The 22,809-nt window shown below is 64.5% G+C and carries 28 protein-coding genes; 12 read left to right on the top strand and 16 right to left on the bottom strand.

The window, feature by feature from the left end; translation table 11 throughout:
- Nucleotides 1–166: 166 nt before the first annotated feature.
- Nucleotides 167–3,115 (top strand): TonB-dependent receptor, encoded by a 2,949-nt coding sequence (locus RQH62_RS14560; RefSeq protein ID WP_311269448.1) that lies wholly within the window; start codon nucleotides 167–169, stop codon nucleotides 3,113–3,115.
- Nucleotides 3,116–3,315: 200 nt separating this feature from the next.
- On the opposite strand, the gene RQH62_RS14555 is transcribed toward RQH62_RS14560, so the two are convergent.
- The 7 genes from RQH62_RS14555 to RQH62_RS14525 all read right to left on the bottom strand — a co-directional run bounded on the left by RQH62_RS14555 (nucleotide 3,316) and on the right by RQH62_RS14525 (nucleotide 9,009).
- Nucleotides 3,316–4,125 carry an IclR family transcriptional regulator gene (locus tag RQH62_RS14555; protein ID WP_311269447.1) on the bottom strand — a complete coding sequence of 270 codons (810 nt, stop codon included), beginning with the start codon at nucleotides 4,123–4,125 and terminating at the stop codon, nucleotides 3,316–3,318.
- Between the two features lie 133 nt (nucleotides 4,126–4,258).
- Nucleotides 4,259–4,774: a peptidoglycan-associated lipoprotein Pal gene (gene pal, locus RQH62_RS14550; RefSeq protein ID WP_311269446.1), complete on the bottom strand. Its 516-nt coding sequence runs from the start codon at nucleotides 4,772–4,774 to the stop codon at nucleotides 4,259–4,261.
- Nucleotides 4,775–4,891: 117 nt separating this feature from the next.
- Nucleotides 4,892–6,226, bottom strand: coding sequence for a Tol-Pal system beta propeller repeat protein TolB (tolB, locus tag RQH62_RS14545; protein WP_311269445.1), 1,335 nt, complete (start codon nucleotides 6,224–6,226; stop codon nucleotides 4,892–4,894).
- Nucleotides 6,223–7,236, bottom strand: a complete 1,014-nt coding sequence (locus tag RQH62_RS14540; RefSeq protein WP_311269444.1) for a cell envelope biogenesis protein TolA — start codon at nucleotides 7,234–7,236, stop codon at nucleotides 6,223–6,225. The genes tolB and RQH62_RS14540 overlap by 4 nt, the downstream gene beginning before the upstream one ends.
- A gap of 18 nt (nucleotides 7,237–7,254) precedes the next feature.
- The gene (locus RQH62_RS14535) at nucleotides 7,255–7,713 is read right to left on the bottom strand and encodes an ExbD/TolR family protein (protein ID WP_056690442.1); all 459 of its coding nucleotides are present in this window, start codon (nucleotides 7,711–7,713) and stop codon (nucleotides 7,255–7,257) included.
- Between the two features lie 124 nt (nucleotides 7,714–7,837).
- Nucleotides 7,838–8,542, bottom strand: coding sequence for a protein TolQ (tolQ, locus tag RQH62_RS14530; RefSeq protein ID WP_311269443.1), 705 nt, complete (start codon nucleotides 8,540–8,542; stop codon nucleotides 7,838–7,840).
- Nucleotides 8,539–9,009 (bottom strand): YbgC/FadM family acyl-CoA thioesterase, encoded by a 471-nt coding sequence (locus RQH62_RS14525; protein ID WP_311269442.1) that lies wholly within the window; start codon nucleotides 9,007–9,009, stop codon nucleotides 8,539–8,541. Before RQH62_RS14525 ends, tolQ begins: the two co-directional genes overlap by 4 nt.
- 164 nt (nucleotides 9,010–9,173) lie before the next feature.
- On the opposite strand from RQH62_RS14525, the gene RQH62_RS14520 reads away from it, so the two are divergent.
- Nucleotides 9,174–10,052: a 3-hydroxybutyryl-CoA dehydrogenase gene (locus RQH62_RS14520; protein ID WP_311269441.1), complete on the top strand. Its 879-nt coding sequence runs from the start codon at nucleotides 9,174–9,176 to the stop codon at nucleotides 10,050–10,052.
- A gap of 112 nt (nucleotides 10,053–10,164) precedes the next feature.
- Here the strand turns inward: RQH62_RS14520 and pspF are convergent, their stop codons facing one another.
- On the bottom strand, nucleotides 10,165–11,196 hold the full coding sequence (pspF, locus tag RQH62_RS14515) for a phage shock protein operon transcriptional activator (protein ID WP_311269440.1): 1,032 nt from the start codon (nucleotides 11,194–11,196) through the stop codon (nucleotides 10,165–10,167).
- Nucleotides 11,197–11,378: 182 nt separating this feature from the next.
- Here pspF and RQH62_RS14510 point away from each other — a divergent pair, with 182 nt between their 5' ends.
- From RQH62_RS14510 to RQH62_RS14475, 8 genes are all read left to right on the top strand, one after another.
- Nucleotides 11,379–11,573 (top strand): hypothetical protein, encoded by a 195-nt coding sequence (locus tag RQH62_RS14510; RefSeq protein ID WP_311269439.1) that lies wholly within the window; start codon nucleotides 11,379–11,381, stop codon nucleotides 11,571–11,573.
- A gap of 85 nt (nucleotides 11,574–11,658) precedes the next feature.
- Nucleotides 11,659–12,327 carry a phage shock protein PspA gene (gene pspA, locus RQH62_RS14505; RefSeq protein WP_311269438.1) on the top strand — a complete coding sequence of 223 codons (669 nt, stop codon included), beginning with the start codon at nucleotides 11,659–11,661 and terminating at the stop codon, nucleotides 12,325–12,327.
- A gap of 4 nt (nucleotides 12,328–12,331) precedes the next feature.
- Entirely contained in the window at nucleotides 12,332–12,601 is a 270-nt protein-coding gene (gene pspB / locus RQH62_RS14500) for an envelope stress response membrane protein PspB (protein ID WP_093018949.1), read from the top strand.
- Nucleotide 12,602: 1 nt separating this feature from the next.
- On the top strand, nucleotides 12,603–12,983 hold the full coding sequence (pspC, locus tag RQH62_RS14495; RefSeq protein WP_311269437.1) for an envelope stress response membrane protein PspC: 381 nt from the start codon (nucleotides 12,603–12,605) through the stop codon (nucleotides 12,981–12,983).
- A 35-nt stretch (nucleotides 12,984–13,018) separates the two neighbouring features.
- Nucleotides 13,019–13,309 carry a hypothetical protein gene (locus RQH62_RS14490; RefSeq protein ID WP_120251276.1) on the top strand — a complete coding sequence of 97 codons (291 nt, stop codon included), beginning with the start codon at nucleotides 13,019–13,021 and terminating at the stop codon, nucleotides 13,307–13,309.
- A gap of 26 nt (nucleotides 13,310–13,335) precedes the next feature.
- The gene (locus RQH62_RS14485) at nucleotides 13,336–13,647 is read left to right on the top strand and encodes a hypothetical protein (RefSeq protein WP_311269436.1); all 312 of its coding nucleotides are present in this window, start codon (nucleotides 13,336–13,338) and stop codon (nucleotides 13,645–13,647) included.
- 30 nt (nucleotides 13,648–13,677) lie between these two features.
- Nucleotides 13,678–13,935, top strand: a complete 258-nt coding sequence (locus tag RQH62_RS14480; protein WP_311269435.1) for a hypothetical protein — start codon at nucleotides 13,678–13,680, stop codon at nucleotides 13,933–13,935.
- A gap of 29 nt (nucleotides 13,936–13,964) precedes the next feature.
- Nucleotides 13,965–14,204, top strand: a complete 240-nt coding sequence (locus RQH62_RS14475) for a hypothetical protein (RefSeq protein ID WP_120251273.1) — start codon at nucleotides 13,965–13,967, stop codon at nucleotides 14,202–14,204.
- A 122-nt stretch (nucleotides 14,205–14,326) separates the two neighbouring features.
- Here the strand turns inward: RQH62_RS14475 and pheT are convergent, their stop codons facing one another.
- The 6 genes from pheT to hisN form a co-directional block, all read right to left on the bottom strand.
- Nucleotides 14,327–16,744 carry a phenylalanine--tRNA ligase subunit beta gene (gene pheT / locus RQH62_RS14470; RefSeq protein ID WP_311269434.1) on the bottom strand — a complete coding sequence of 806 codons (2,418 nt, stop codon included), beginning with the start codon at nucleotides 16,742–16,744 and terminating at the stop codon, nucleotides 14,327–14,329.
- A complete protein-coding gene (gene pheS, locus RQH62_RS14465; RefSeq protein WP_311269433.1) occupies nucleotides 16,741–17,832 on the bottom strand; it encodes a phenylalanine--tRNA ligase subunit alpha in 1,092 nt (363 codons plus the stop codon). Before pheS ends, pheT begins: the two co-directional genes overlap by 4 nt.
- 71 nt (nucleotides 17,833–17,903) lie before the next feature.
- Nucleotides 17,904–18,521: a LysE family translocator gene (locus RQH62_RS14460; RefSeq protein ID WP_311269432.1), complete on the bottom strand. Its 618-nt coding sequence runs from the start codon at nucleotides 18,519–18,521 to the stop codon at nucleotides 17,904–17,906.
- 195 nt (nucleotides 18,522–18,716) lie between these two features.
- Complete coding sequence (rplT, locus tag RQH62_RS14455) at nucleotides 18,717–19,079, bottom strand: 50S ribosomal protein L20 (protein WP_056690489.1); 363 nt, start codon at nucleotides 19,077–19,079, stop codon at nucleotides 18,717–18,719.
- Nucleotides 19,080–19,092: 13 nt separating this feature from the next.
- Nucleotides 19,093–19,296, bottom strand: coding sequence for a 50S ribosomal protein L35 (gene rpmI / locus RQH62_RS14450; RefSeq protein ID WP_056690492.1), 204 nt, complete (start codon nucleotides 19,294–19,296; stop codon nucleotides 19,093–19,095).
- Nucleotides 19,297–19,431: 135 nt separating this feature from the next.
- Nucleotides 19,432–20,265 (bottom strand): histidinol-phosphatase, encoded by an 834-nt coding sequence (gene hisN / locus RQH62_RS14445; protein ID WP_311269431.1) that lies wholly within the window; start codon nucleotides 20,263–20,265, stop codon nucleotides 19,432–19,434.
- Nucleotides 20,266–20,333: 68 nt separating this feature from the next.
- On the opposite strand from hisN, the gene RQH62_RS14440 reads away from it, so the two are divergent.
- Both RQH62_RS14440 and RQH62_RS14435 read left to right on the top strand, forming a co-directional pair.
- Nucleotides 20,334–20,756: a VOC family protein gene (locus RQH62_RS14440; protein ID WP_311269430.1), complete on the top strand. Its 423-nt coding sequence runs from the start codon at nucleotides 20,334–20,336 to the stop codon at nucleotides 20,754–20,756.
- A gap of 50 nt (nucleotides 20,757–20,806) precedes the next feature.
- A complete protein-coding gene (locus RQH62_RS14435; RefSeq protein ID WP_311269429.1) occupies nucleotides 20,807–21,043 on the top strand; it encodes a hypothetical protein in 237 nt (78 codons plus the stop codon).
- Here the strand turns inward: RQH62_RS14435 and RQH62_RS14430 are convergent.
- Together RQH62_RS14430 and RQH62_RS14425 are read right to left on the bottom strand one after the other, a co-directional pair.
- On the bottom strand, nucleotides 21,040–21,516 hold the full coding sequence (locus RQH62_RS14430) for a DUF2269 domain-containing protein (RefSeq protein ID WP_311269428.1): 477 nt from the start codon (nucleotides 21,514–21,516) through the stop codon (nucleotides 21,040–21,042). The genes RQH62_RS14435 and RQH62_RS14430 overlap by 4 nt on opposite strands.
- Entirely contained in the window at nucleotides 21,513–22,805 is a 1,293-nt protein-coding gene (locus RQH62_RS14425; protein WP_311269427.1) for an SDR family oxidoreductase, read from the bottom strand. The genes RQH62_RS14430 and RQH62_RS14425 overlap by 4 nt, the downstream gene beginning before the upstream one ends.
- Between the last annotated feature and the right edge of the window lie 4 nt (nucleotides 22,806–22,809).

The following is a 22,809-nucleotide window of genomic DNA, read 5'->3' as shown; positions in this document are numbered from 1 at the left end:
TCGTGGAACGGGTGATAAAATGATCCACATTGTGAAATGCAAAATCACATGATGATTTTTCTTTCTTTTGTCCGACTAGGTGGATAGGATGACACGCGAGTTCACATAGTGGAACCATTAGATCGACCTCCGGGGAGGAGGCGGTCAGGACATTGGGGAGGATTATATGCCTGTACGTTCCGCGTTCGCCCGCCGCAGCTCGGCCCTTGCGATCGCCTCGACCCTGCTGGTCGCCCTGCCGGCCATCGCCCAGGATCAGCCCGTCGCCGATCAGTCCACTGCCGATTCGGGCACGGCCGACATCGTCGTCACCGGCTTCCGCGCTTCGCTGAACAGCGCGCTCGGCATGAAGCGTAACGAGGCCGCTGCCGTCGACTCGATCGTTGCGGAAGATATCGGCAAGTTCCCCGACTCCAACCTCGCTGAATCGATGCAGCGTGTCCCCGGCATCGCGCTGGCTCGCGGCGACGGCGGCGAAGGCCGCAACATCTCGGTCCGCGGCCTTGGCGCCGGCTTCACCCGCGTCCGCATCAACGGCATGGAAGGCACGTCGCAGACCGGCTCGTCGGATATCTACGGCGCCGGCAATAACGGCCGCAGCTTCGACTTCAACGTCTTCCCGACCGAAATCTTCTCCGCCTTGTCGGTGCGCAAGACCACCTCGGCCGATGTCGAGGAAGGCTCACTCGGCGCTACCGTCGACCTGTCCGCGCCCAAGCCGATGGACCAGAAGGAAGATTTCGTCCTCGCCGCGACCATGCGCGGCGTCTATAACGAACTGTCGAAAAAGGCCGACCCGCGCGCCTCTCTGCTCGTCTCCAAGAAATTCGGCGACAGCGGCTTCGGCATTCTCGGCTCGGTCGCCTATCAGAAGCGCAACCTGCGCGAAGTCGGCTATTCGGCGGTGGATATCCTGTCGGCCAACACCAATGGCGGCTTCTGCTCGCCGCTGGGCGCGCCGATCAACACGGCCGGCCAGACGCCCGAGCAGCTTGCCCTGCGCGGCGTGACCGCTGAAAATTGCAGCACCGGCAATCCGCGTACCAGCGATGCCGCCGCCTATCAGACGATCCAGGATCTGCGCCGCGACGACCTGCCGGGTGTTGCAGGCAGCGGCGCCTTCCTGCCGCGCCTGCCGCGCTACCTCAACAGCCAGCAAAAGCAGGAGCGCATCGGCGGCTCGCTGACGCTGCAATATCAGCCGGATGACGCCACCGACATCTCGCTAGATTTCCTCTATTCGCGGTTCGAAGTGACGCGGCGCGACAATTATATCGCCGCCGTCTCCTTCGCCCGCAACGCCTCCAACCTCGGCCAGCCGATGACGTCGGTGCGCGAAATCGAGTTCGACGAGAATGGCTCGCTGGTGCATGGCGTGTTCGACGGCGTCGACGTCCGGTCCGAAGGGCTGGTCGATCACTTCGTCTCGACCTTCAAGCAGGCCAACTTCAACTTCAAGCGCCAGCTGAACGACAGTCTGGAAGTCAGCGGCATCGTCGGCTTCAACCAGTCGGTGTGGGATGGCAAGAGCCGCCTCCAGACCTTCATGGACGCGATCGACACCGACGGCTTCTCGATCGACTATCGCGACGGCGGCTCGACGCCCAAGCTGGGCTTCGGTGTCGACGTCAACGATCCGACCAGCTTCTCCTACGCGCCGACCGTCAACGGCACGGTGCGTGGCGGCTTCAGCTTCCAGGGCAAGCCGTCGAAGAACACCACCGACAATATGACCGCCGAAACCAACCTGAAATGGACGGTCAGCGACGCGCTGACGATCCGTGGCGGCGCGCAATATCGGCGCAGCGACTTCCTCTCCACCTTCCTGCGCCCCTATAATGCCGACACCGTCGTACGCGATCTGCCGGCTGGCACCACGCTGGCCGACATCACCACCACCATCAGCGGCGTGGATAAGCTGTGGGGCAATGGCGCGCCATCCAGCTGGGTCGCGATCGACCCGGCGAAATGGGCCAGCACCTTCGGCTTCGACGATGTTCGCTATTGCGGCGTGGAATGTGGCGGTGGGCGCAGCCGGGTCCGCGAAGAGGTGATGAGCGGCTATATCATGGCCAATTTCGACCTCGAAAATGCGATCGGCTTCGGCGTGCGCGGCGATGTCGGCGTGCGCTATGTCAAGACCGACATGGCATCGTCGGGCTATATCGCGCTGGCCGCCGTCAGCTCGCCGACCGGCCTGACCGGCCAATATGCCGCTGCGAAGAACAGTTATGACGACTGGCTGCCCTCGGCCAATGTCGTGATCGAGCCGATCGACAATCTCCTCGTCCGCTTCTCCGGGGCGAAGGTGCTGGCTCGTCCGGAACTCGGCCTGCTGACGCCCACCAGCGGCGTCAATCCGGTCACCCGCGTCGGCAATATCAACAACCCGTTCCTGGACCCGATCCGCGCGACCACCTTCGACGTCGCCGTGGAATGGTATTTCCGCCCCGGTTCGCTGCTCTCGGCCGCCTTCTTCTACAAGGACATCAAGAGCTTCATCCAGAATGTGAACAGCCAGATCCCGTTCAACCAGCTGGGTCTGCCCAATGCGCTGCTGGAAAACAGCAACACCTCGCCGGATGAACTGTTCACCGTGTCCCAGCCGTTCAACACGCCGGGCGGCAAGCTCAAGGGTATCGAGCTGAACGCGCAGATTCCCTTCACCTTCTTCGACGGCTTCCTGGGCAATTTCGGCCTGCTGGCCAACTATACCCATGTCACTTCGAAGATTAACTACATCCTCGCCAGCGTGAATGGCACGCCGACCGTGACCACCACGGCGGACCTTGTCGGCCTGTCGCCCAACACCGCGTCGGCCACGCTTTATTATGAGGATGACAAGTTCAGCATCCGCACCACCGGCAACTTCCGCGACCAGTTCATCCGCGGCATCCCGGCCTCGCCCGGCAGCGACCTTCAGGGCAATGCCAAGACCTTCTACATGGATGCCTCGGCCAGCTATAATGTCACTGACCGGCTGAAGGTCATCGTGGAAGCGACCAACCTGACCGACGAGCAGAACCGCCTCTATATCGACAGCCAGCGTCAGGACACTTTGTTCGAAACCCGGATCGGCCGCACCTTCACCTTCGGCGTGACCTACCGGATGTAAATTCCCTTATCATCCTCCCCCAAACTGAAGGGCGCGGTCACCCCGGTGACCGCGCCCTTATTGTGTCCGCCTGTCCTATCCGGCGTCGCCCTGCTACATTGCCGCTATCGCCGACACCGCTCGCATCATAATTTCCTATTGATGATCGATAATGTCGTAATCAGCGGGAAATGTGCTAAGTTAAGCGCGGGTCTTCCTATTCAGCGTGGCCCGGCATAGCCCACTGCGCCGCTGATCTGCTCGGCCGATCGCATCACCTGCTCGGCCAGCCCGTCTCGCAGGTCGTCGGTCAGATAATGGGCGGCGCTGGCGATCGAGATGGCGATGCAGATCTGCCCCTTGGCATCGCGGATCGGCACCGCGATCGACCGCACCCCGTCGCCCAGTTCGCTGTCGTGCAGCACCTCGCCGCGCGCCTTGTGCCCGCGCATTTCTGTGACATAGGCCTGAATCTGCGCCGGTGTCACCTTGCCATCCTTGGCCTCGACATAGAGCCGCTCCCAGGTCGCCTCATCCTCGTCCAGCAGCAGTGCCTTGCCCAGGCCCGTTTCCGCCACCGGCCGCCGGTCGCCCGGCGCGGTGGCGACGCGCAGCCGCTGCGTCCCCGTCACCCGGTCCAGATGGCGCGACCAGTCGCCCTCGCGCTTGCCCACGAACACGCAGAAGCCGGTGCGATCCGACAGCAATTCCATGAAGGGGCGAGCGACCCGCACATAGTCGATCTGCTCGGTCGCCAGCACGCCCAGCTGCAACAGCTTAGGGCCAAGCGCGAAGCCGTCGCGCGTCACCGACAGATAGTTGCGCGATTTCAGCGCTTGCACCAGCCGGTGCGCGGTGGTCTTGCTCATGCCCAGCTTGCGGGCCAGGTCGGCGGCGCGGATCGGCCCGTCGATCACCTCGTCCATGATGTCGAGCGCGCGCATCAACGTCTGCGTGCCCTTGACCGCCTCGGTTCCGTCTTTCCTGTCGTCGCCGTCCTGCATGATATTCTCGCTATCCCGCCGTCCCATATATCGGGGCGTTCCATATAGAGGAAAGCGTATCGGCTAAATTGGACCTTTTGTCAGCCTGTTTGTTGCGCCCATGTAAAAGGCCCGCCGGTCGCGGGGACCGGCGGGCCTTTGATAGCGCTCGATCAAACGATCAATATTGGATGGTAACAGTCACCGCGCGGCGATTCTGCGCCCAGCTGGCCTCGTCCGACCCCAGCGCCGCCGGGCGTTCCTTGCCATAGCTGACCGTGGTCAGCCGGCCCGGATCGATGCCCAGCGAGGCGAGGTAATTCTTAGCCGCATTGGCGCGGCGCTCGCCCAGCGCGATATTATAGTCGCGGGTGCCGCGTTCGTCGGCATGGCCTTCGATCGTGACGCGCACCGACGGATTCTGGCGCAGCCAGGCCGCCTGGCTCTGCAAGGTCGCCTGATCCTCGGCATCGACATCATATTGGTCCAGGCCAAAGAAGATGCGGTCCGCCGCGACCGACGCCAGAAAATCCTCCTGGCTACCCTTGACCGGGCCACCGGTACCGACCGGGCCGGTGGGCGCGGTGGTGCCGCCGGTACCGCCGGGGGCGGGGGGCAGTTCGGCCGGCGGCTTCTTCGAACAGGCGGCCAATGCGATGATGGCGGTGGCCATGACCAGCGTCCGGGACAATTTCATCGGGTTCTCCTTTTAATCCTCATGCCCACCCGCGAACATGGAGCGCATGCTTCGTGAAGGTCGTTACGCTGTCAAGACGATTAGGTTCCGCTTAGGGGGATCAGCCTGAACCCAGCCTTACGGCAGCAACGGTCCCCAGGCCGGGTCGGAGCCGCTCAGCGGCGTCGGAATCCGGCGCTCGTTCACCCCGGTCAGGTCGACCTGCCACACCTGGCTGCTGCCCTGCTTGCCGGGTGTCGTGCGGAAAAATTGCAGTACGCGGCCATTGGGCGACCAGGTCGGCTGTTCATCCTGCCAGCCATTGGTCAGGATGCGCTCATTGTCGCCGCTCGGCGTCATGACCGCGACCTTGAAGTCGCCCGACAGCTTGGTGAAGGCGATGAGGTCGCCGCGCGGCGACCATTCGGGCGTCGCATAGCGGCCGCCGCCATGGCTGATCCGGCGTTGATTGGAGCCGTCGGCGTTCATGACATAGATTTGCTGCCCGCCCGACCGATCGCTTTCGAACACGATCTGGCTGCCGTCGGGCGAATAGCTGCCGCCCACGTCGATGCCCGGCGATGTCGTTAGCCGCACCGGCGTGCCGCCACTGGCCGACACGCGATAGATGTCGGTATTGCCGGCCACCGCCATCGAAAACAGGATATTGCGGCCATCGGGCGACCAGCGCGGTGCGAAGGTCGCGTTGCTGCTTTCCGTCACCAGCTTCTGCTGCCCGGCGCCGATGTCGTAGATATAGAGGCGCACCCGACTGCCCAGATAGCTGACATAGAGGATCGACTTGTAATCGGGCGAGAAACGCGGCGTCAGCGCCATCGACTGGCCATTGGTGATGAAGCGGTGGTTCGCGCCGTCGCTGTCCATGATGGCCAGCCGCTTGACGCGCGCACCCTTCGGCCCGCTCTCGGCGATGTAAGCGATGCGGCTGTCGAAGAAGGGGCTTTCGCCCGACAGGCGGGCATAGATGGCGTCCGCGCATTTATGCGCGGCCCGGCGCCAGTCACGCGGGGCGACGACATAGCCCTGCCGCGTCAGTTCCTGGCGCAGCGCGACGTCGTAGAGATAACAGCCCACGGTGATGTCCGCTTCGCCGCCGGTCGTGCGCACGAAGCCCTGCACCAGCGCCTGATAGGCGCCCCATTTGTCATAGACCGGATTCGTCACTTCGGGAAAGGCTAGCGCAGGCAGGCCGCCCGGACCCGAAGGATCGAACAGGCCGGAGCCTTTGAGGTCCGACGCGATCACTTCGGCGATCTTCCGGCCCAGCTCGCTGGCCGTACCGGCGGGCGTGGCCACATCCTGCTGCGCGGGCAGGGCGGGTACGGCGACCTTGACATTGCTGTCGATCTCGCCGGTCACATCGACCGACAATTGCGCCATGGCGGGCGCAGACAATATGGCGGTCAGCGCGACGGTGGCCATCGCCAGGCGGCGTAAAATGCTGGTCTTCATCGGTTCAGCCTCGCGTCAAAGCGGAGTGGCCGGAGCCATTTCCATTGGTCGTAAAATTCGGGCGGCATGTTGCGGAAGGGGGATGCCAGCTTCACCGCCTGAATCGCCCGTTCCGCATGCAGCTTGGCCTGCGGTCGGTTGCTGGCGGTCACGCCCTGCTGGTCGATGACCTCGGGCGTGCCGATGACCGCACCGCTCTTGTCCAGCCGCACTTCCAGCAGCGTCACCAGCTGATCGGCATCCGCGCCCGAAGGCGGCCGCCAGTGCGGCTTCAACTGACGGCGCAGCTCCGCGTCCAGCGCCGACTTCTGCGCCGGCCCCATGGCGGCGGCGGGCGGCGGCGCGGGCGTGCGCGGCGCATCCTCCTTGCTGTCGATCCCTTTCAGGAAATCCTTGCCCAGCAACGATCCTTTGGGCTTGTCAGCCTTGCCAGCACCAGACGCCTTGGCCGGCGCGTCGCTCTTGCCCTTGGCATCGCTCTTCGCCTTGGACGGCGCGGCGGTGGCCGCTTTCGGCTTTTCAGGCGCAGGCTTTGCCTTGGCGGCGGGCTTTTCGGGGGCCGGCTTCGCCTTGGGCGCGGGTTTTTCCGGCGCAGGCTTGGGCTTGGCCGGCGTCTTCGCCACCTCCTTCTTGGGCGGCGCCGGCTTAGGCTGCGGCTTGGGCACTTCCTTCACCACCGGCTTGGGCGGGGTCGGCCTGGGCAGGGGTTTTGGCACCGGTTTGGGTTCCGGCGGCGCAGGCGTGGGTTCGGGTGCCGGGGCCGGTTCCGGCGCCGGCTTGGCGTCCTCGGTCGGTCCCTGCTCCGGCGCCACACTCGGGGGCGGCGGTTGGGTCGACACCTGCGGCGCGGTCGATTGCAGCGCGACCTCGTCCACCAGGCTGATGTCCATCGGCGGGGACTTCAGCTTCAACGGGTTGGGGGTGGACAGGAAACCGGCAGACAGCAGCCCGAACAGCAGGACATGTCCAGCCGTCGCGACGCCAAGGCCGATCTTTTCCGTACGCTCCATATCGCTGACCTATGGCCCCTATTCTGAACTGCCGCTGTCCGAACCAGCATCGGTGCTGACCAGCGATACCTTGTTCAGGCCGGCGCGGTTCAATTCACCCATGACCCGCATCACCCGGCCATAGTCCAGCGCCGTGTCGGCGCGCAGGAAGATTTGCGGCGGTTCGGGCTGGCCGGCATGGGCCGACGCGATCTCGGCCAGACGGTCGGGCAGGTCGGCGTCGCCGATCTGGTCGTCGTTGATGAACAGGCCGCCGTCGCGGTCGATCGACACGATGGTCGGTTTGGCGTCTGCATCCAACCCCTTGGCCCGCGTTTCCGGCAGGTTCACCGGCACGCCCGTCACCAGCAGTGGCGCGGTCACCATGAAGATGATCAGCAGTACCAGCATGACGTCAACCAGCGGCGTCACGTTGATGTCGGCCATCGGCGCGCGCCCACGCCCGCGCCGGGCAGAGGGAGGACCGGACATCGCCATCAGCCGGGATTCCTTTCTACAGTCGTCATCCCAGCGAAGGCTGGGATCTCACTGCTTTCCTCGCGCGAGGCCCGAAAAAGAGAAATGCCAGCCTGCGCTGGCATGAAGAGAGGAAGAGATGCCATCAGCGTTGCGCCTCCAGCTCACGGCTCAGCGTCGCATAAAAGCTGTCGGCAAAGCGGGTCAGCCCCGCTTCCAGCCGGTTGATGCCATGGCTGAACCGGTTGTAGGCGATCAGCGCCGGGATCGCCGCGAACAGGCCGATGGCGGTCGCGAACAGCGCCTCGGCAATGCCCGGCGCCACGACGGCCAGCGAACTATTCTGCTCGGCGGCGATGCTGGTAAAGGCGCGCATGATGCCCCATACCGTACCGAACAGGCCGATGAACGGCGCGGCCGACGCGACCGTCGCCAGGATGTTCAGCCGATCCGACAGCCGATCCACTTCCGACGCGATCGTGCTCGACATGGACGTCGCCAGCCGGTCGCGCGTCCCGTCGCGGTCGACCACCTTCTGCGCGGTCGACCGGCGCCATTCGGTGACGCCCGCCGCCATCACCTTGGCCGCCGGAAATTCCGCCTTGCCGCGCGATTCATAAAAGCGGTCGATATCCTCCGCCTTCCAGAAATCGGCCTCGAACTTGCGGCTTTCCTTGCTCGCCTTGCGCAGGCTGAAGCTGAAGGACAGGATGATCGCCCAGGTCCAGATACTGGCCAGCAACAGGCCCAGCATCACGCCTTTCACGACGATGTCGGCCTGAAGGAACAGGGCCAGCGGGGAAATGGTCGCGGCGTCGGTAATGGCGCCGGCAGGCAGGTTGAGCGTCATGGGTGAAGGTCTTCCCCTTGCAACAGGCGGGTGAAAATGTCGGTCCAGGCCTTGGGCTGGCGCTGCGGGCGGCCCTGCGGCGTCAGCCAGGCGACGGAAATGCTGGCGTTCGTCAACTCTTCCGCGCCGCACCTGACTGACTGATGAATGGTGCATGTCGCGGCGCTCACGGCGGCGACCTTGCTGACCACCATCAGGTCGTCGTCCAGCCGGGCCGGGCGGCGATATTTGATCTGAAGGTCGGTGACGGCATAGACGCCCGCACCCCTTTCATGGTTGGCGCGCTGGTCGATGCCTGCAACGCGCAGCATGTCGGACCGCGCACGCTCCATATAGCGCAGATAATTGGCGTGGTAGACGAGGCCGGACAGGTCGGTATCCTCGAAATAGACGCGCACGGGGAAATGATGCACGGCGGCAATGAAGCGTCCGGTGGCCGGCGCGGGCATCATTTCGGAAACAGACATGCCGGGCTTTTAACCATGGCCGCCGCGCAGCGCAAAGCCGGAAATGGCGGCCCCGCCCAATCCGTCCACCATCATGGCCCGATCCGTCGCCCCCTGCAATGGATGGTGGCCCCGATGCCGCAGTGCAGCTAAGGCAATGCGCATTCATAATGGAGAGACATGGCATGACGGATATTCGAACGGTGGGCGTGATCGGCGCGGGTCAGATGGGCGCGGGCATTGCGCAGGTCGCGGCGCAGGCAGGCTATGACGTCATACTGTCGGACATCGACCTGCCCCGCGCGGAAAAGGGGCTTGCCGGCATCGCGAAGCTGCTGGCCAAGGCGGTAGAAAAGGAAAAGATCAGCCAGGCCGACGCGGATGCCGCGCTCGCCCGCATCACGCCTGCCGGCGACATCGCGCCGCTGGCTGGCGCGCAACTGGTAATCGAGGCTGCGACCGAGCGGGAAGAGGTAAAGCGCGCCATCTTCGCCAATGTCGGCAAGATTCTCGCCCCCGACGCGATCCTTGCCACCAATACCTCCTCTATCCCCATCACCCGCCTGGCGCAGGCCGCGCCGGATGCAGGCCGCTTCGTCGGCGTCCATTTCTTCAACCCCGTGCCGGTGATGATATTGGTGGAGGTCATTCGCGGCCTCGCCACCACGCCGGAAACCGTCGCGGCGGTCGAAGGCTTTGCCGCCAAGATCGGCAAGACCACCGTCCACGCCTTCGACGCGCCCGGCTTCGTCGTGAACCGCATCCTGCTGCCGATGCTGAACGAAGCCGTCTTCGTGCTGGGCGAAGGCGTGGGCAGCGTCACCGACATCGATCAGGGCTGCAAACTTGGCCTCAATCACCCGATGGGGCCGCTGACCCTGCTGGATTTCGTCGGCCTCGACACCGCGCTCGAAATCCTCAACGTCTTCCTCTCCACCACCGGCGATCCCAAATATCGCCCTGCGCCGCTGCTGGTGAAATATGTCGAAGCCGGCTGGTACGGCCGCAAGACCGGCAAGGGATTCTACGATTATTCGGGTCCGGAACCCGTCCCGACCCGCTGAACTATCCCCCCCCGCTCGCGGGGAGGTGGCACCCCGCAGGGGTGACGGAGGGGGGCTGCTCCCCCTCCACCACTGGCTTCGCCAGCGGTCCCCCTCCTCGTGCCGGGGAGGATTACCCCGCGCTCAACCCGTGCTTCTTCATACAGTGGCGCAACTGGTCGTAGGTGAGGCCCAACCCCTTGGCCGTCGCCCGCTGATTATAGCGATAGCGATCTAACGCGGCCCGGATGATTGCGGCCTCATGCCCGTCCACCGCCGCGCGCAGGTCGCTGATATCCTCGAACGCGATGGCCGACGCAGCAGCGGCAACCGGGGCAGGGGCTTCCCCTGCCGGCATGGCGCTCGCCCTTGGCATCATCGGCTTGGGCTTCCACGGTGATGCAAAGGGATCGAAGGTGATGCGGCTGATCGGCCGCCCCGGCTCGTCCCAGCGATAGACGGCGCGTTCCACGACATTGCGCAGTTCGCGCACATTGCCCGGCCAGCCATAGCCTTCCAGTTCCGCCGCGCAGGCGGCGGTGAAGCCCGGCCATTGCGGCCAGTCCCGCTCGGCGGCCATGCGCCGCCCGAAATGATCGGCCAGCACCGTTATGTCTCCCTCCCGCGCACGGAGCGGGGGCAGGGTAATGACCTCGAAACTCAAACGATCCAGTAGGTCCGGCCGGAACCGCCCGTCCTCCGCAGCGGCGGGCAAATCCTCATTGGTCGCCGCCACGATCCGCACATCCACCGTCACCGGCCGCGACGCGCCGATCCGCGTCACCTCGCCATATTCGATCACGCGCAGCAGCCGCTCCTGCGCCGCCATCGACAAGGTGCCCAGTTCGTCCAGAAACAATGTTCCGCCATCGGCATCCTCGAACCGGCCGGGCCGCGCCTTGGTCGCGCCGGTGAAGGCGCCCTGTTCATGGCCGAACAATTCCGCCTCGATCAGCGTCTCGGGCAGCGCGGCGCAGTTCATCGTGATCAGCGGTTCGCCCCAGCGCGGCGAAAGATGGTGCAGCCGCTCGGCAATCAGTTCCTTGCCGGTCCCGCGTTCGCCGATCACCAGCACCGGCCGGTTGAGTTCGGCCGCGCGCCCCGCCTGCTCGACCGCGTCGAGAAAGGCGAAGCTCTGGCCAACAAACTGCGTATTTTTCTCCATGCGCCAACTTATGGTGAAATTTCCCACTCCTTGGCAAGCGACATATTGGCACGGCTCCGCCGCTTAGCCAGAAAATCGCGAAAATCCGCCATTTTCTGAAACTGGCACGGCCTCTGCAAAGCTGGGGACAATCCGCGATCAACTGCGGAACCTATGAAGGCCAAGTTTCAGGGAGTATGACCATGACCAACCAGAGCAACAGCGTTCGCGAAATCGGCCAGCTGATGTCGGTCGCCATTGCCGCCGTCCTGTTCGGATCGACCATGATCCTTTCGGCGGTCGGCCCGGCCAGCGCCAGCGAAAATGCTACTCGCGCCAGCGAAGCGCCGATCCTCGCAACGCAACAGACCCCCGCGACCCTGCGCTATCTGGCGTAAGGCCGCACCCCCGGCCGGGGCGGGACTTACCCCCTCTCGCCCGCCCCGGCACCTGAAACAAGTTACGACCAGGAGTGACGTTAAAATGGGTATTTTCTCCCGCACCCGCGACATCATTGCCGCCAATGTGACCGATCTGCTCGACAAGGCGGAAGACCCCGCGAAGATGATCCGCATGATCATCCTCGAAATGGAGGAAACGCTGGTGGAAGTCCGCGCCTCGGCCGCGCGCACCATCGCCGACCAGAAGGAAATGCGCCGCCACATCGCCAAGCTGACCGCGTTGCAGGACAGCTGGACCGAAAAGGCGCAGCTCGCCCTCTCAAAGGATCGCGAAGACCTCGCCAAGGCCGCACTGGTCGAACGCCAGAAGGCCGCCGACATGGCCGATCATCTCAGCCATGAGATCGAGACGCTGGACGACGCTCTGCGTGCCTCGGAAGAGGATATCGCCAAGCTGCAAGGCAAGTTGCGCGAAGCCCGCGCCCGCCAGAATAGCCTCGCGACCCGCTTGCAGAGCGCCGAAAACCGCCTGCGCGTCCGCGAAGCCTATGCCGGCGAGAAGGTCAATGACGCCTTTGCCCGCTTCGACATGCTGGAACGCCGCGTCGATCTGGCTGAAGGCCGCGCTGATGCCGTGACGCTGGGCGGCCAGCCCAAGACGCTGGAGGAGGAAATCGCGGAATTGAAGTCGGCCGACAAGGTCGATGCCGATCTTGCCGCGCTCAAGGCCAGCATGAACAAGGGAGCCTGATCCGATGGAAGACGTATTCCTGCCGATCATGGTCTGCGGCATGCTGTTCATCGGCATGCCCTGGCTGATCTTCCACTATGTCACCAAGTGGAAGCAGGCGCCCAAGATCACCGACGAGGATGAGAAGCTGCTGGACGATCTCCACCTTCTCGCCCGTCGCCTCGAAGAACGGCTCCAGACGGTCGAACGGATCGTCGCCGCCGACAACCCCGATTTCCGCCCGCAGCGCCCGGCCCAGGAGCCGGACGACTACAGCTTCGACCGGAGGAACTGACATGACCGCCCGCCGCACCAAATTCTACCTCGACAAGCAGAATGGCAAATGGATGGGCGTCTGCGCCGGCATTGCCGACTATACCGGGATCGACGTGACCTGGGTTCGCGTCGGAGCCGTGCTCGTCACTCTGATGGGCGCCTTCCCCTGGACCCTGATCGCCTATGTCGTCGTCGCCTATTTTGCTGAGAACAAGCCGAGCGGCCTTTATGCGGACCGCGATGACGAGAAATTCTGGCAAGGGGTGCGCACCAACCCGACCCGCTCCACCCGCGACGTCCGGTCCAAGTTTCGCGACATCGACCGCCGTCTGGCCGACATCGAAATCTATTATACCAGCCGCAACACCCGCCTCGCCGACGAGATTGACAGCCTGCGCTGAACCGTCGGCCGGGGTATCAACAGGGAGACACAGTCATGAATTTCGGTGGTCCCTTCTTCGTCCTCGCCATCATCGCCATGTCGACGCTGGGCTGGATGTTCACCACCTGGGTCCGTGCCCGCCACGGCTATCCGGTGGAAAATGAGTGGACTGGTACCGTTCATCGAACGGAACCCGACGCCGGTCGAAAAATCGACCTTTTATCAAGCGAAAACGAAAAGCTGGTTGGCCGCATCAGCCGTCTCGAAGAGCGCATCGCCGTGCTGGAGAGGATCGCCACCGATCCTGCCACCCGCACCGCGCGCGACATCGACGCACTGCGCTGACCGATCAGGCAAGGGGAGTAATCATCATGTTTCCATTCGAAGCCTTTGCGCCGGTCGCCGCAGGATTGGGCATGCTCGCCATCGCCGGCTGGATCTTCACCACCTGGCTGCGCATCAAAAATGGCTATCCGCTTGAAAACAGCTGGGGCAAGGCGGTCTATCCGCAGAAGAATGAGGAAATGGTCGAGCGCATCAAGCTGCTCAGCCAGGAAAATGCCCAGCTTCGTGCAGAGATCGGGTCGATGAAGGACCGGCTCGCCGTGGTCGAACGCATCGTCACCGACGAAAGCCATCAGCTGACCCGCGAGATCGAACAGTTGCGCGGCACCGCCAACTGACCGCGCGACATAAATCAAGGGACAAGACAGATGATCGACAATCCTTTTTCCATGGTCGTCCTTATCGTGGCGATCATCGCAATCTCGCGGGTCTTGCAGGCCAAATATGGCGTCGTGCGCCACGGCAAGGGCGAAACGCTGATCCAGCGCGGCCCCGATCCGGAAACGGAACGGCTGCGCGCGGAAGTGAAGGCGCTCAAGGACCGCGTCGCCGTGCTGGAACGGCTTGCGACGGATGGCTCCACCGCGCTGGAGCGGGAATTCGAAAAACTCCGGGACCGCGACTGATCGCGGGTTGACCGGGCAGGGAGGCTTATATGCAAGACCCCTATCTCTACATCACTCTCGCGGCGGCCAGCCTGGCCGGCCTCTCCATCCTTACGGCTGCCGGCCTGCGCGGCTGGAACGGCTGGCTGGAACTCAAGCGCGCCGAACTGATCCGCTACGGTCAGAGCGAAGACAGCGGCCCACCGACGGCAGCCGCCCGAATCGAGGTCGCCGACCTCAAGGAACGCATCCGCAAGCTGGAAGCGATCGCAGCGGGCGTGGATCTGTAAGCAGCAACCTACATCCGTTCGGGTTGAGCCTGTCGAAGCCCCGTTCCTGTCTGAAAGCGGTACATGCAAAAAGGGCGCGATGCTCGATCATCGCGCCCTTTTCATGATTCCGAAGAGAGCGTTCAGCCCCGCAGGCTACCACCCAGCTTCTGCGCGGCCTTCACCACCGCAGCGCTGATCGCCTCCAGCTCTTCCTGGGAAAAGCTCTTCTCGCCCGGCTGCAACGTCACTTCGATGGCGAGCGACTTGAAACCGTCTTCCACGCCCGGCCCGACGAAGACGTCGAACAGGCGGACGTCGACGATGCTCTTCTTGTCCGCGCCCTTCACGCCGCGCACCAGCGCGTCGGCTTCTACCGCTTCCGGCACGATGAACGCAAAGTCACGCTTCACCGCCTGCAAGGCGGGCGGCGCGTAAGGCGCCCGCATAAAGCCGCTTTTGCGCTTGCCCGGAATCGCATCGAGGAAGATTTCGCCCGCGACCACAGTCCCAGACAGACCGAACTGCTTGGCAAGCGAGGGATGCAGCACGCCATATTCCGCCAGCACCGCTTTAGGCCCCAGCCGCAACGTACCCGACTGACCCGGATGATAGGCAGCCGACGCTTCCCCGAAATTCTGGAGATTGCCCACCGGCGCACCGGCTGCGGCCAGCAGCGCGACAACCTCGGCCTTCGCGTCGAACGCATCAAACGCCTGCGCCTTGCCCGACTGCCAGCCGCGCGGGGTCTTCTCACCCGCCAGCACGAAGCCCACGGTCGCCCGCTCACCCTGCTTGAAATAGCGACGGCCCAGTTCGAACAGCCGCACGCTGGTCGCGCTGCGATCGACATTGCGCTTCGTTGCCGACAGCAGGCCGGGCAGCAGCGATGGCCGCATGATCTTCAGATCTTCGGAGATCGGATTGGCCAGCATCCAGTCGCCCCCACCCACGGCAGCGGCTTCCTTTTCGGAAATGAAAGACCAGTTGATCGCTTCGGCGAGGCCACGCGCAGCCGCCGTGCGGCGCACGCGACGCTCGACCAGTTGCTCGGGCGTGGCGGTCGGGCGAGCGACGCCCGGCACGCGCGGCAACGGGGTGGAGGGCACGTGGTCCAGGCCCACGATGCGCACCACTTCCTCGACGATATCGGGCCAGTCATCGACGTCGCGGCGCCAGGTCGGCACCGTGATGGTCCAGCTGGCTGGCACGCTGACGGGCATCCCGTCCTGATATTCGACGCCGCCGCCGCTCGCGCTGACAGCAAAGCCCAGGCTTTCCAAGATGCGCTGCTGCTCGTCGGCGGGCACATCCACGCCTGCCAGCGCCAGGCACTGGTCGGGCGCATAGCCCACCGTCTTGGGCATGGCGGGCGCGACACCGGCGCGGGTCGCCTCGCTTGGGCTTCCACCGCACAGTTTCACCACCAGATCGGTCGCGATCGACAGGCCATCGTCCAGAAACGCCGGATCGACGCCACGCTCGAACCGGCCGCGCGCTTCGCTGGTCAGGGTCAGCTTCTGCCCCGTCACCGCGATCCTTTCCGGCGTGAAATAGGCACATTCGATCAGCACGTCGGTCGTGCCGTCCTGCGCGCCCGAATGTTCGCCGCCCATGATGCCGCCAATGTCGTGCACGGCTTCATCGTCGGCAATGACCGTCATCGTCTCATCGACCGTATAGGTCTTGCCATTGAGCGCCAGCACCTGCTCGCCGGCCTTGCCCTTGCGGGCGACAAGGCCGCCCTTGAGCGTCGCCATGTCATAGACATGCAGCGGCCGGCCAAGGTCGATCATGATATAGTTGGTGATGTCGACCAAAGTGCTGATCGGCTTCTGCCCGATCGCCTTCAATCGCTTGCTCATCCATTCCGGCGACGCGCCATTGGTCACGCCGCGCACCGTGCGCGCGAAGAAGGCCGGGCAGCCATCGGCGTCGTCGGTGCGCACGTCCGGGCCCGGACCCACGCCCTCGATGGTCGGCACGATGATGGCGTTCAGCGTACCAAGGCCCGCCGCCGCCAGATCGCGCGCGATGCCGCGCACGCCCATGCAGTCCTGTCGGTTCGGCGTGATAGACACGTCGATGACCGGATCATTGAGGCCCGCCCAGTCGGCATAGACCTGACCCACCGGCGCATTGTCGGCCAGTTCGATGATGCCGTCATGATCGTCGCCCAGTTCCAACTCGCGCGTGGAACACATCATGCCGTTGGATTCGACGCCGCGAATAGCTGTCTTCTTCAGCACCATGCCGTTGACCGGCACCACCGCGCCCTCGACCCCGAACACGCCGATCAGGCCTGCCCGCGCATTGGGCGCGCCGCACACGACCTGCAACGGATTGCCGTCCCCATGGTCGACGGTCAGTATCTGCAACTTGTCGGCCTGCGGATGACGCTCGGCGGTCAGCACCTTGGCGATCTTGAATGCGCCCAGCTTCTCGGCCGGGTTTTCCACACCCTCGACCTCCAGCCCGATGGCATTCAGCGTCTTGAGGATCGTCGTCAGGTCTGCGTCGGTCTTCAGATGCGTCTTGAGCCAGCTCAGGGTGAACTTCATGCGCCGACTCCTCCGCTCAGCGTGGGCACATCCAGCGCCGAAAATCCATAATGTTTCAGCCAGCGCAGATCGCCGTCGAAGAAAGCGCGCAGGTCGTTCATGCCATATTTCAGCATGGCGAGCCGGTCGACGCCGGTGCCGAAGGCGAAGCCCTGCCACTCATCAGGATCAAGCCCGCATGCCTCGATCACGCGGCGATTGACCATGCCGCTGCCCAGCACTTCCAGCCAGCCGCCACCGGCCGCATCGCCGTCGCCGCCGATCACCCGCTGGCCGTTGGTCAGCGTATAGCCGACATCCACCTCGACCGACGGCTCGGTGAAGGGGAAGTAACTGGGACGCAGGCGCAGCACGATATCCTCGCGCTCGAAAAACGCCTTCAGGAAGGTTTCCAGCGTCCATTTCAAATGGCCCAGCGTGATGCCCTTGTCGATCACCAGACCCTCGATCTGGTGGAACATGGGTGTGTGGGTCGCATCACTGTCGCTGCGATAGACGCGGCCCGGCGCGATGATGCGGATCGGCGGCTCCTGCGTCATCATCGTGCGGATCTGCACCGGCGAGGTGTGGGTGCGCAGCAGCATCCTCTTCTGCCCTTCCTCATCGGGGAAGTAGAAGGTGTCGTGCATCGCGCGCGCCGGATGCGTCTCCGGAATATTGAGCGCGGTGAAATTATGCCAGTCGTCTTCGATCTCCGGTCCGGTCGCTACCGAAAAGCCCAGGTCAGCGAAGATTTCGGCCAGCTCGTCCATCACCTGGCTGACGGCATGGACGCTGCCCTGTGCGCCATGATCGGCGGGCAGGGTCATGTCGACCTTCTCCGACGCCAGCTTGGCGTCCAGCGCGGCCTGCTCCAGCGCGCCCTTCCTGTCGGCCAGCGCTGCGGTGACGCTTTCGCGCAGATCCTGAATCGGCGGGCCTTTCGCCATCCGCTCTTCAGGCGACATGCCGCCCAGCGTCTTGAGCAGGCCGGTCACGACCCCGCTCTTGCCCATCGCCCCCACCCGCAGCGCCTCCAGCGCATCGAGCGTGTCGGCGGCGGCGATGTCGGCGATCAGGCCGGCTTTCAATGCGCTAATTTCGGTCATTCTTCTTCCAGAGCCTGTGGTGGCGGAGCTATGTCCGCGGCCTTAGCGGGGCATGCCGATCAAGGAAAGGGTTAGGCGCGTGCGCCCAGCAAAGCCCCGCCAAAGCCGATGAACATCAAGCCAGTGCCACGATTGAACAGCTTCTGCCGATTGGCGGGCGCCAGCCAGCGCGCCAGACGAGCGCCACCTAAGGCATAGACGCCATACCAGAAGCTCTCGATCACCACGAAGCTGGCGATCAGGATGGCAAGTTGCAGCCAGAAGGGGCGATCAAGGTCGATGAACTGCGGGAAAAGCGCCGCGGCAAAGATGATCAGCTTGGGGTTGGCCAGCCCGGTCAGCAGGCCGGTGCCATAAAGCGCGCGGACCGATCGCGCATGGGTTGCCTGCGTCTCGTCGCCGCCCACGGGCGCGCGCCAGGCCTTGATCCCCAGCCAGACCAGATAGGCGACCCCGGCATAACGCAGCACGTCGAACAGCCGGGGCGACGCCTTCAGCAGCGCGCCAAGGCCGAGCGCCGAGGCGATCAGACACAGCAGCACGGCGCTCATCAGCCCCGTCATCGTGGCCAGCGCCTTGCGCGGGCCATGGGCGATGCTCTGCGTCATCACATGCAGCATGTTCGGCCCCGGCGTGGCCGAAATCAGGAAAACCGCCGTAACATACAACCACCAGAGATGCAGCGACATGGGATGATTCCTCGGTGTTGAGGCTTAACCAACCTCCGTTCGCCCTGTTCAAGCGAGCCACCTGTCTCGCTTGAATGTCGAAGGGCGCGTGCCTGCCTCGAAAGGCGCAGCACGAACGGAGGTCGAGTAAAAACAAAAAGGGCGCCGGAAGCATCTGCCCCGGCGCCCCTTTGACGATCTTGCGATCGATCAGCTTCAGGCTGCGGGCAGCGCAGCCTTCGCCTGGGCGATGATGGCGCTAAACGCCTCGCCTTCGTGCATCGCGATGTCGGCCAGAACCTTCCGGTCCAGTTCGACGCCAGCCAGCTTCAGGCCGTGCATGAACTGCGAATAGGTCAGGCCTTCGGCGCGAACGCCGGCGTTGATGCGCTGGATCCACAGACCACGGAAGGTGCGCTTCTTGACCTTACGGTCGCGATAAGCGTACTGGCCGGCCTTTTCGACGGCCTGGCGAGCGACGCGGATCGTATTCTTGCGACGGCCATAATAGCCCTTCGCCTGATCCAAAATCCGCTTATGCTTCGCCTTGGTGGTTACACCACGTTTTACGCGTGCCATGTGCCTCTACTCCTTACTTCAGGCCGTAGGGCGCCCAGAGGCGCACGTGTGCCACGTCCGAATCCGACAGCACGGACGTGCCACGGTTCTGACGGATATACTTCGCGTTGTGGCTGATCAGGCGGTGACGCTTGCCAGCGACGCCGTGCTTGACCTTGCCGGTGGCGGTGAACTTGAAGCGCTTCTTCACACCGCTCTTGGTCTTCATCTTGGGCATTTTCGTCTCCTTGTTTGGCGCGACGATTACAGACAGCCACGGCAGCCCTAGTTAGCCGGGCGGTCTCACTGAATATCGCGAAGGGCGGCCCTTAGTGGGCCATGGCGCAAAAGGCAAGCGATTCGGCGGCTGTTCTCAATGATCGTGAAGATGTCCATGATCATGGCCGGTCGCATGGCCTACGCCATGAATCGCCTCCAGCACATCCTCCAGCCGCGCCGGATCGCCCAGCGCCAGCACATGGCCCTCGCTGTCCGCCGTCAGCGGCTCGCCATTCCAGTCGCACATCAGGCCGCCCGCGCCCTCGACCACCGGCACCAGCGCCGCGAAGTCATAGCTTTGCAGGCCCGATTCGATGACGATGTCCAGAAAGCCCGACGCCAGCAGGCCATAATTATAACAATCCCCGCCATAGACTGGCCCCTGTCGCGGCGATCCGCCCGACACGGCGGCGACCAGCGCCATATAATGGGGCACGTCCCCTTCCGCGAAAAGATGCGGGCTGGTGGTGGCGATCCCCGCGCCTTCCAGCGCCTTGCAGGCCCGCGTGCGCACCGGCTTGCCGTTGAAGGTGGTCGGCTGGCCGCTCATGCCGGCCCAGCGTTCTTGCGCGATCGGCTGGTCGATGATGCCGATGGTCGGCCATCCCCCCTGCGTCAGCGCGATCAACGTGCCGAAGATCGGCCGGCCGGCGATGAAGCTGCGCGTCCCGTCGATCGGATCGAGTATCCACACCCGCTCGGCATCGGTCCGCACCGATCCATACTCCTCGCCGATAATGCCGTCGTCCGGGCGCTCCTTCTCCAGAATCGCACGGATCGCCGCTTCGGCGGCGCGGTCGGCCTCCGTCACCGGCGATTTGTCCGCCTTGATCTCCATATCGTAGCGGGCACGGAAGAAGGGGCGGATGGCGGCGCCGGCGGCGTCGGCAAGGCGGTTGGCAAGGGCCAGGTCGTCGCGGGTGGTCATGCCTCACCGCCTAGCGGTTGCGCCGGCTTTGCGCTAGACTGAACGGCGCAAGAGAGAAGGAGAGCAAGATGCTCGGTTCGCCCGTCATTCCATGCCTGCGCTATGCCGATGCGCCCGCTGCCATCGACTTTCTGTGCGCCGCCTTCGGCTTTGCTCGCCACGCCGTCCATCCCGACGAAGCCGATCCGACGATCATCCACCATGCCCAGCTGACCCTAGGCGACGGCATGGTCATGCTGGGCAGCGTCAAGGATATGGAGGGCGAATCGCTCTACACTTGGTCCACCGCCCGCGACCTCGGCGGTATCACGGCCTGCGTCTATGTCGTGGTGCCCGATCCTGACGCCCATTGCCTGCACGCCCGCAATGAAGGCGCGGTGGTAGTCGATGAACCGCATGACAATCCGGGCTATCCGGGGCGCGGCTACACCGCGCTCGATCCCGAAGGCAATGTCTGGAGCTTCGGCAGCTATGATCCCTGGACGGATTAAGTCTTCCGCAACCCCGCCGTTTTAGCCTGTCAAAGGAAAGGGGCACGCCCATGGCCATGGTCGGCTGGATATTGAGCTTCATCGCCCTGTTCGCGGGCCTCGCCCTGCGTCAGGACATGCCGATCGGCGGTTCGGTGACGCTGTCCAACATGCTGTTCCTCGTCGCTCTGCTCGCTTGTCCGATGATCTGGCGGGAAAAGCCACTCGGCATATCGCGCGGCCAGCGGATCATGGTCGCGCTGGCGCTCGTCTTCGCTTCGCCGATCTTCCTGTTTCCCGCCGCTTAAAGGACCGGCCGGGCCAGCATCAGCCAGACGATGACCAGGATCGCCCCGAACGCGGGGAAGCCAAAGGCAAACCACCAGCGATAAAGGCGATGATAGGCGTCGGGCAGCGGTGCATCGGCCTGCATCGCTGCCATCGCCAGATCGCGCATCCGCGCCTGCATCCACAGCACCGGCAACCAGAAGGCGCCGATCAGCAGGTAGAGACCGATCGACGCGACGATCCATGGCGTATCGAGCGGCCAGCCCAGCTCGTGGGCCAGCAGCACGCCGCTGATCGGCTGGACGATGACCGCGCTCATCGTGAACAGCATGTCGGCAATCACCACGATCCGCGCCGTATGCGCAATCACCCGCACGTCCCCGCTGCGATGCGCCATCAGCATGAAGAAGGCGATGCCCGCCCCGGTGCCGATCAGGGTGCAGGCGCCCAGCACATGCGTCCAGCGCAGCAACAGGATCAGCGTGTCGCTCATCGTTCCTCCAACAGCGCATGGGCGACCAGCGCCAGCATCAGCGCCGTTCCGGCCTTGGCCAGCGGCGCCAGCGGATCGCTCCACATGTCGGGCCGCAGCCAACTGCCCATCAGCAGATAGCCGATCGTCAGCCCGGCCATGCCCAACGCCGCGCCGCGCGCCCAGCGGCGGACCAGAATCGCGCTGCCCAGTGCAATGTCGGCCAGCGCCCCTGCCACGCCCAGCAGGCGCGCGGGCAGGCCCGCGACCACCGTGCCATCCAGTTCCGCCGCCACCCGGTCAACCTGCATCAGGCTGGTGAAACCGGACAGTAGGAACAGCAGCGCCAGCGCCGCGAGGATGAAGGGCATCAGCAGCACCAGCCGCGCTTGCCACCGATCCTGCAACCCGGCCGGATTGCGGGCCAGCATCTGCCCCAGCGTCAGCAATGGCCGCCCCAGCAGCGCCTCGCCCCCGGCCGGATCGCCGCGCACATCGCGCGCGATCATCGCCATGGCGGTGCTACGCAGCGGCGATCGCCAGCCCAGATGGCCCAGCAGGTCGGCGATGCCGCTGACGGGCTTCGCGATCCAGCCGGGCAGGGCGATCATAGGCGCCGGTGCAATCCCCAACCACCGCCGATGCGCCCGGATCAACTCGGCCAGCGTCGATGGCGCGCGCTCCACCAGATCGACGTCGATCCCATGGACATCGCTCGCAAGGCAGCGCCGCACCGCCTCCGCCACATCGTCCAGCGCCACGCTTTGAATCCGGCTCTGTCCATGGACGACGCACAGCCGCAACGGCATCGCCGCCAGCGCGCGCAGCAGCAACGTGCCGCCATAGGCATTGCGCCCGATGACCAGACCGGGCCGCAGGATCGCCCAGTGCAAGCGGGACGCGCGCAGCCGATCGTCGGCCAGCGCCTTGGTCGACAGGAAGGGGCTGGCGTCGTCGGCCTGCGCACCGGGGGCCGAAATCTGGATGAAGCGGGCAACGCCCTGCGCCTCGCATGCCTCGATCAGCGCGCGGATGCTGGCGCCCTGTATTGCCTCCAGCCGGTCGCCGCCGCCGCTTTGCAGCGCGCCGCTGGCATTCACCACCGCATCGACGCCATGCAGCATCGCCGTCCAGTCGCCCGGACGGGTCATGTGGTTGAGGTCGGCGATCTGCCAGGCCATGTCGGGAAAGGTTCGGCGGGCCGTTCGCGCGGAACGGCCCAGTCCGGTCACCTCATGCCCGGCTGCGATCAGCGCGGGCACGATGCCGCTGCCGATGAAGCCATAGGCTCCGATCAGCAGAACGCGCATCTAC

The organism is Sphingobium sp. WCS2017Hpa-17 (genome assembly GCF_031843765.1).
Lineage (GTDB): Bacteria > Pseudomonadota > Alphaproteobacteria > Sphingomonadales > Sphingomonadaceae > Sphingobium.
This window is presented reverse-complemented; position numbering and strand designations above follow the sequence as displayed.

Bases quoted from the DNA above. Each gene is read 5' to 3' on its own strand.
- RQH62_RS14560 (WP_311269448.1), top strand. From the start codon at position 167: ATGCCTGTACGTTCCGCGTTCGCCCGCCGCAGCTCGGCCCTTGCGATC.
- RQH62_RS14555 (WP_311269447.1), bottom strand. From the start codon at position 4,125: ATGGGACGGCGGGATAGCGAGAATATCATGCAGGACGGCGACGACAGG.
- pal (WP_311269446.1), bottom strand. From the start codon at position 4,774: ATGAAATTGTCCCGGACGCTGGTCATGGCCACCGCCATCATCGCATTG.
- tolB (WP_311269445.1), bottom strand. From the start codon at position 6,226: ATGAAGACCAGCATTTTACGCCGCCTGGCGATGGCCACCGTCGCGCTG.
- RQH62_RS14540 (WP_311269444.1), bottom strand. From the start codon at position 7,236: ATGGAGCGTACGGAAAAGATCGGCCTTGGCGTCGCGACGGCTGGACAT.
- RQH62_RS14535 (WP_056690442.1), bottom strand. From the start codon at position 7,713: ATGGCGATGTCCGGTCCTCCCTCTGCCCGGCGCGGGCGTGGGCGCGCG.
- tolQ (WP_311269443.1), bottom strand. From the start codon at position 8,542: ATGACGCTCAACCTGCCTGCCGGCGCCATTACCGACGCCGCGACCATT.
- RQH62_RS14525 (WP_311269442.1), bottom strand. From the start codon at position 9,009: ATGTCTGTTTCCGAAATGATGCCCGCGCCGGCCACCGGACGCTTCATT.
- RQH62_RS14520 (WP_311269441.1), top strand. From the start codon at position 9,174: ATGACGGATATTCGAACGGTGGGCGTGATCGGCGCGGGTCAGATGGGC.
- pspF (WP_311269440.1), bottom strand. From the start codon at position 11,196: ATGGAGAAAAATACGCAGTTTGTTGGCCAGAGCTTCGCCTTTCTCGAC.
- RQH62_RS14510 (WP_311269439.1), top strand. From the start codon at position 11,379: ATGACCAACCAGAGCAACAGCGTTCGCGAAATCGGCCAGCTGATGTCG.
- pspA (WP_311269438.1), top strand. From the start codon at position 11,659: ATGGGTATTTTCTCCCGCACCCGCGACATCATTGCCGCCAATGTGACC.
- pspB (WP_093018949.1), top strand. From the start codon at position 12,332: ATGGAAGACGTATTCCTGCCGATCATGGTCTGCGGCATGCTGTTCATC.
- pspC (WP_311269437.1), top strand. From the start codon at position 12,603: ATGACCGCCCGCCGCACCAAATTCTACCTCGACAAGCAGAATGGCAAA.
- RQH62_RS14490 (WP_120251276.1), top strand. From the start codon at position 13,019: ATGAATTTCGGTGGTCCCTTCTTCGTCCTCGCCATCATCGCCATGTCG.
- RQH62_RS14485 (WP_311269436.1), top strand. From the start codon at position 13,336: ATGTTTCCATTCGAAGCCTTTGCGCCGGTCGCCGCAGGATTGGGCATG.
- RQH62_RS14480 (WP_311269435.1), top strand. From the start codon at position 13,678: ATGATCGACAATCCTTTTTCCATGGTCGTCCTTATCGTGGCGATCATC.
- RQH62_RS14475 (WP_120251273.1), top strand. From the start codon at position 13,965: ATGCAAGACCCCTATCTCTACATCACTCTCGCGGCGGCCAGCCTGGCC.
- pheT (WP_311269434.1), bottom strand. From the start codon at position 16,744: ATGAAGTTCACCCTGAGCTGGCTCAAGACGCATCTGAAGACCGACGCA.
- pheS (WP_311269433.1), bottom strand. From the start codon at position 17,832: ATGACCGAAATTAGCGCATTGAAAGCCGGCCTGATCGCCGACATCGCC.
- RQH62_RS14460 (WP_311269432.1), bottom strand. From the start codon at position 18,521: ATGTCGCTGCATCTCTGGTGGTTGTATGTTACGGCGGTTTTCCTGATT.
- rplT (WP_056690489.1), bottom strand. From the start codon at position 19,079: ATGGCACGCGTAAAACGTGGTGTAACCACCAAGGCGAAGCATAAGCGG.
- rpmI (WP_056690492.1), bottom strand. From the start codon at position 19,296: ATGCCCAAGATGAAGACCAAGAGCGGTGTGAAGAAGCGCTTCAAGTTC.
- hisN (WP_311269431.1), bottom strand. From the start codon at position 20,265: ATGACCACCCGCGACGACCTGGCCCTTGCCAACCGCCTTGCCGACGCC.
- RQH62_RS14440 (WP_311269430.1), top strand. From the start codon at position 20,334: ATGCTCGGTTCGCCCGTCATTCCATGCCTGCGCTATGCCGATGCGCCC.
- RQH62_RS14435 (WP_311269429.1), top strand. From the start codon at position 20,807: ATGGCCATGGTCGGCTGGATATTGAGCTTCATCGCCCTGTTCGCGGGC.
- RQH62_RS14430 (WP_311269428.1), bottom strand. From the start codon at position 21,516: ATGAGCGACACGCTGATCCTGTTGCTGCGCTGGACGCATGTGCTGGGC.
- RQH62_RS14425 (WP_311269427.1), bottom strand. From the start codon at position 22,805: ATGCGCGTTCTGCTGATCGGAGCCTATGGCTTCATCGGCAGCGGCATC.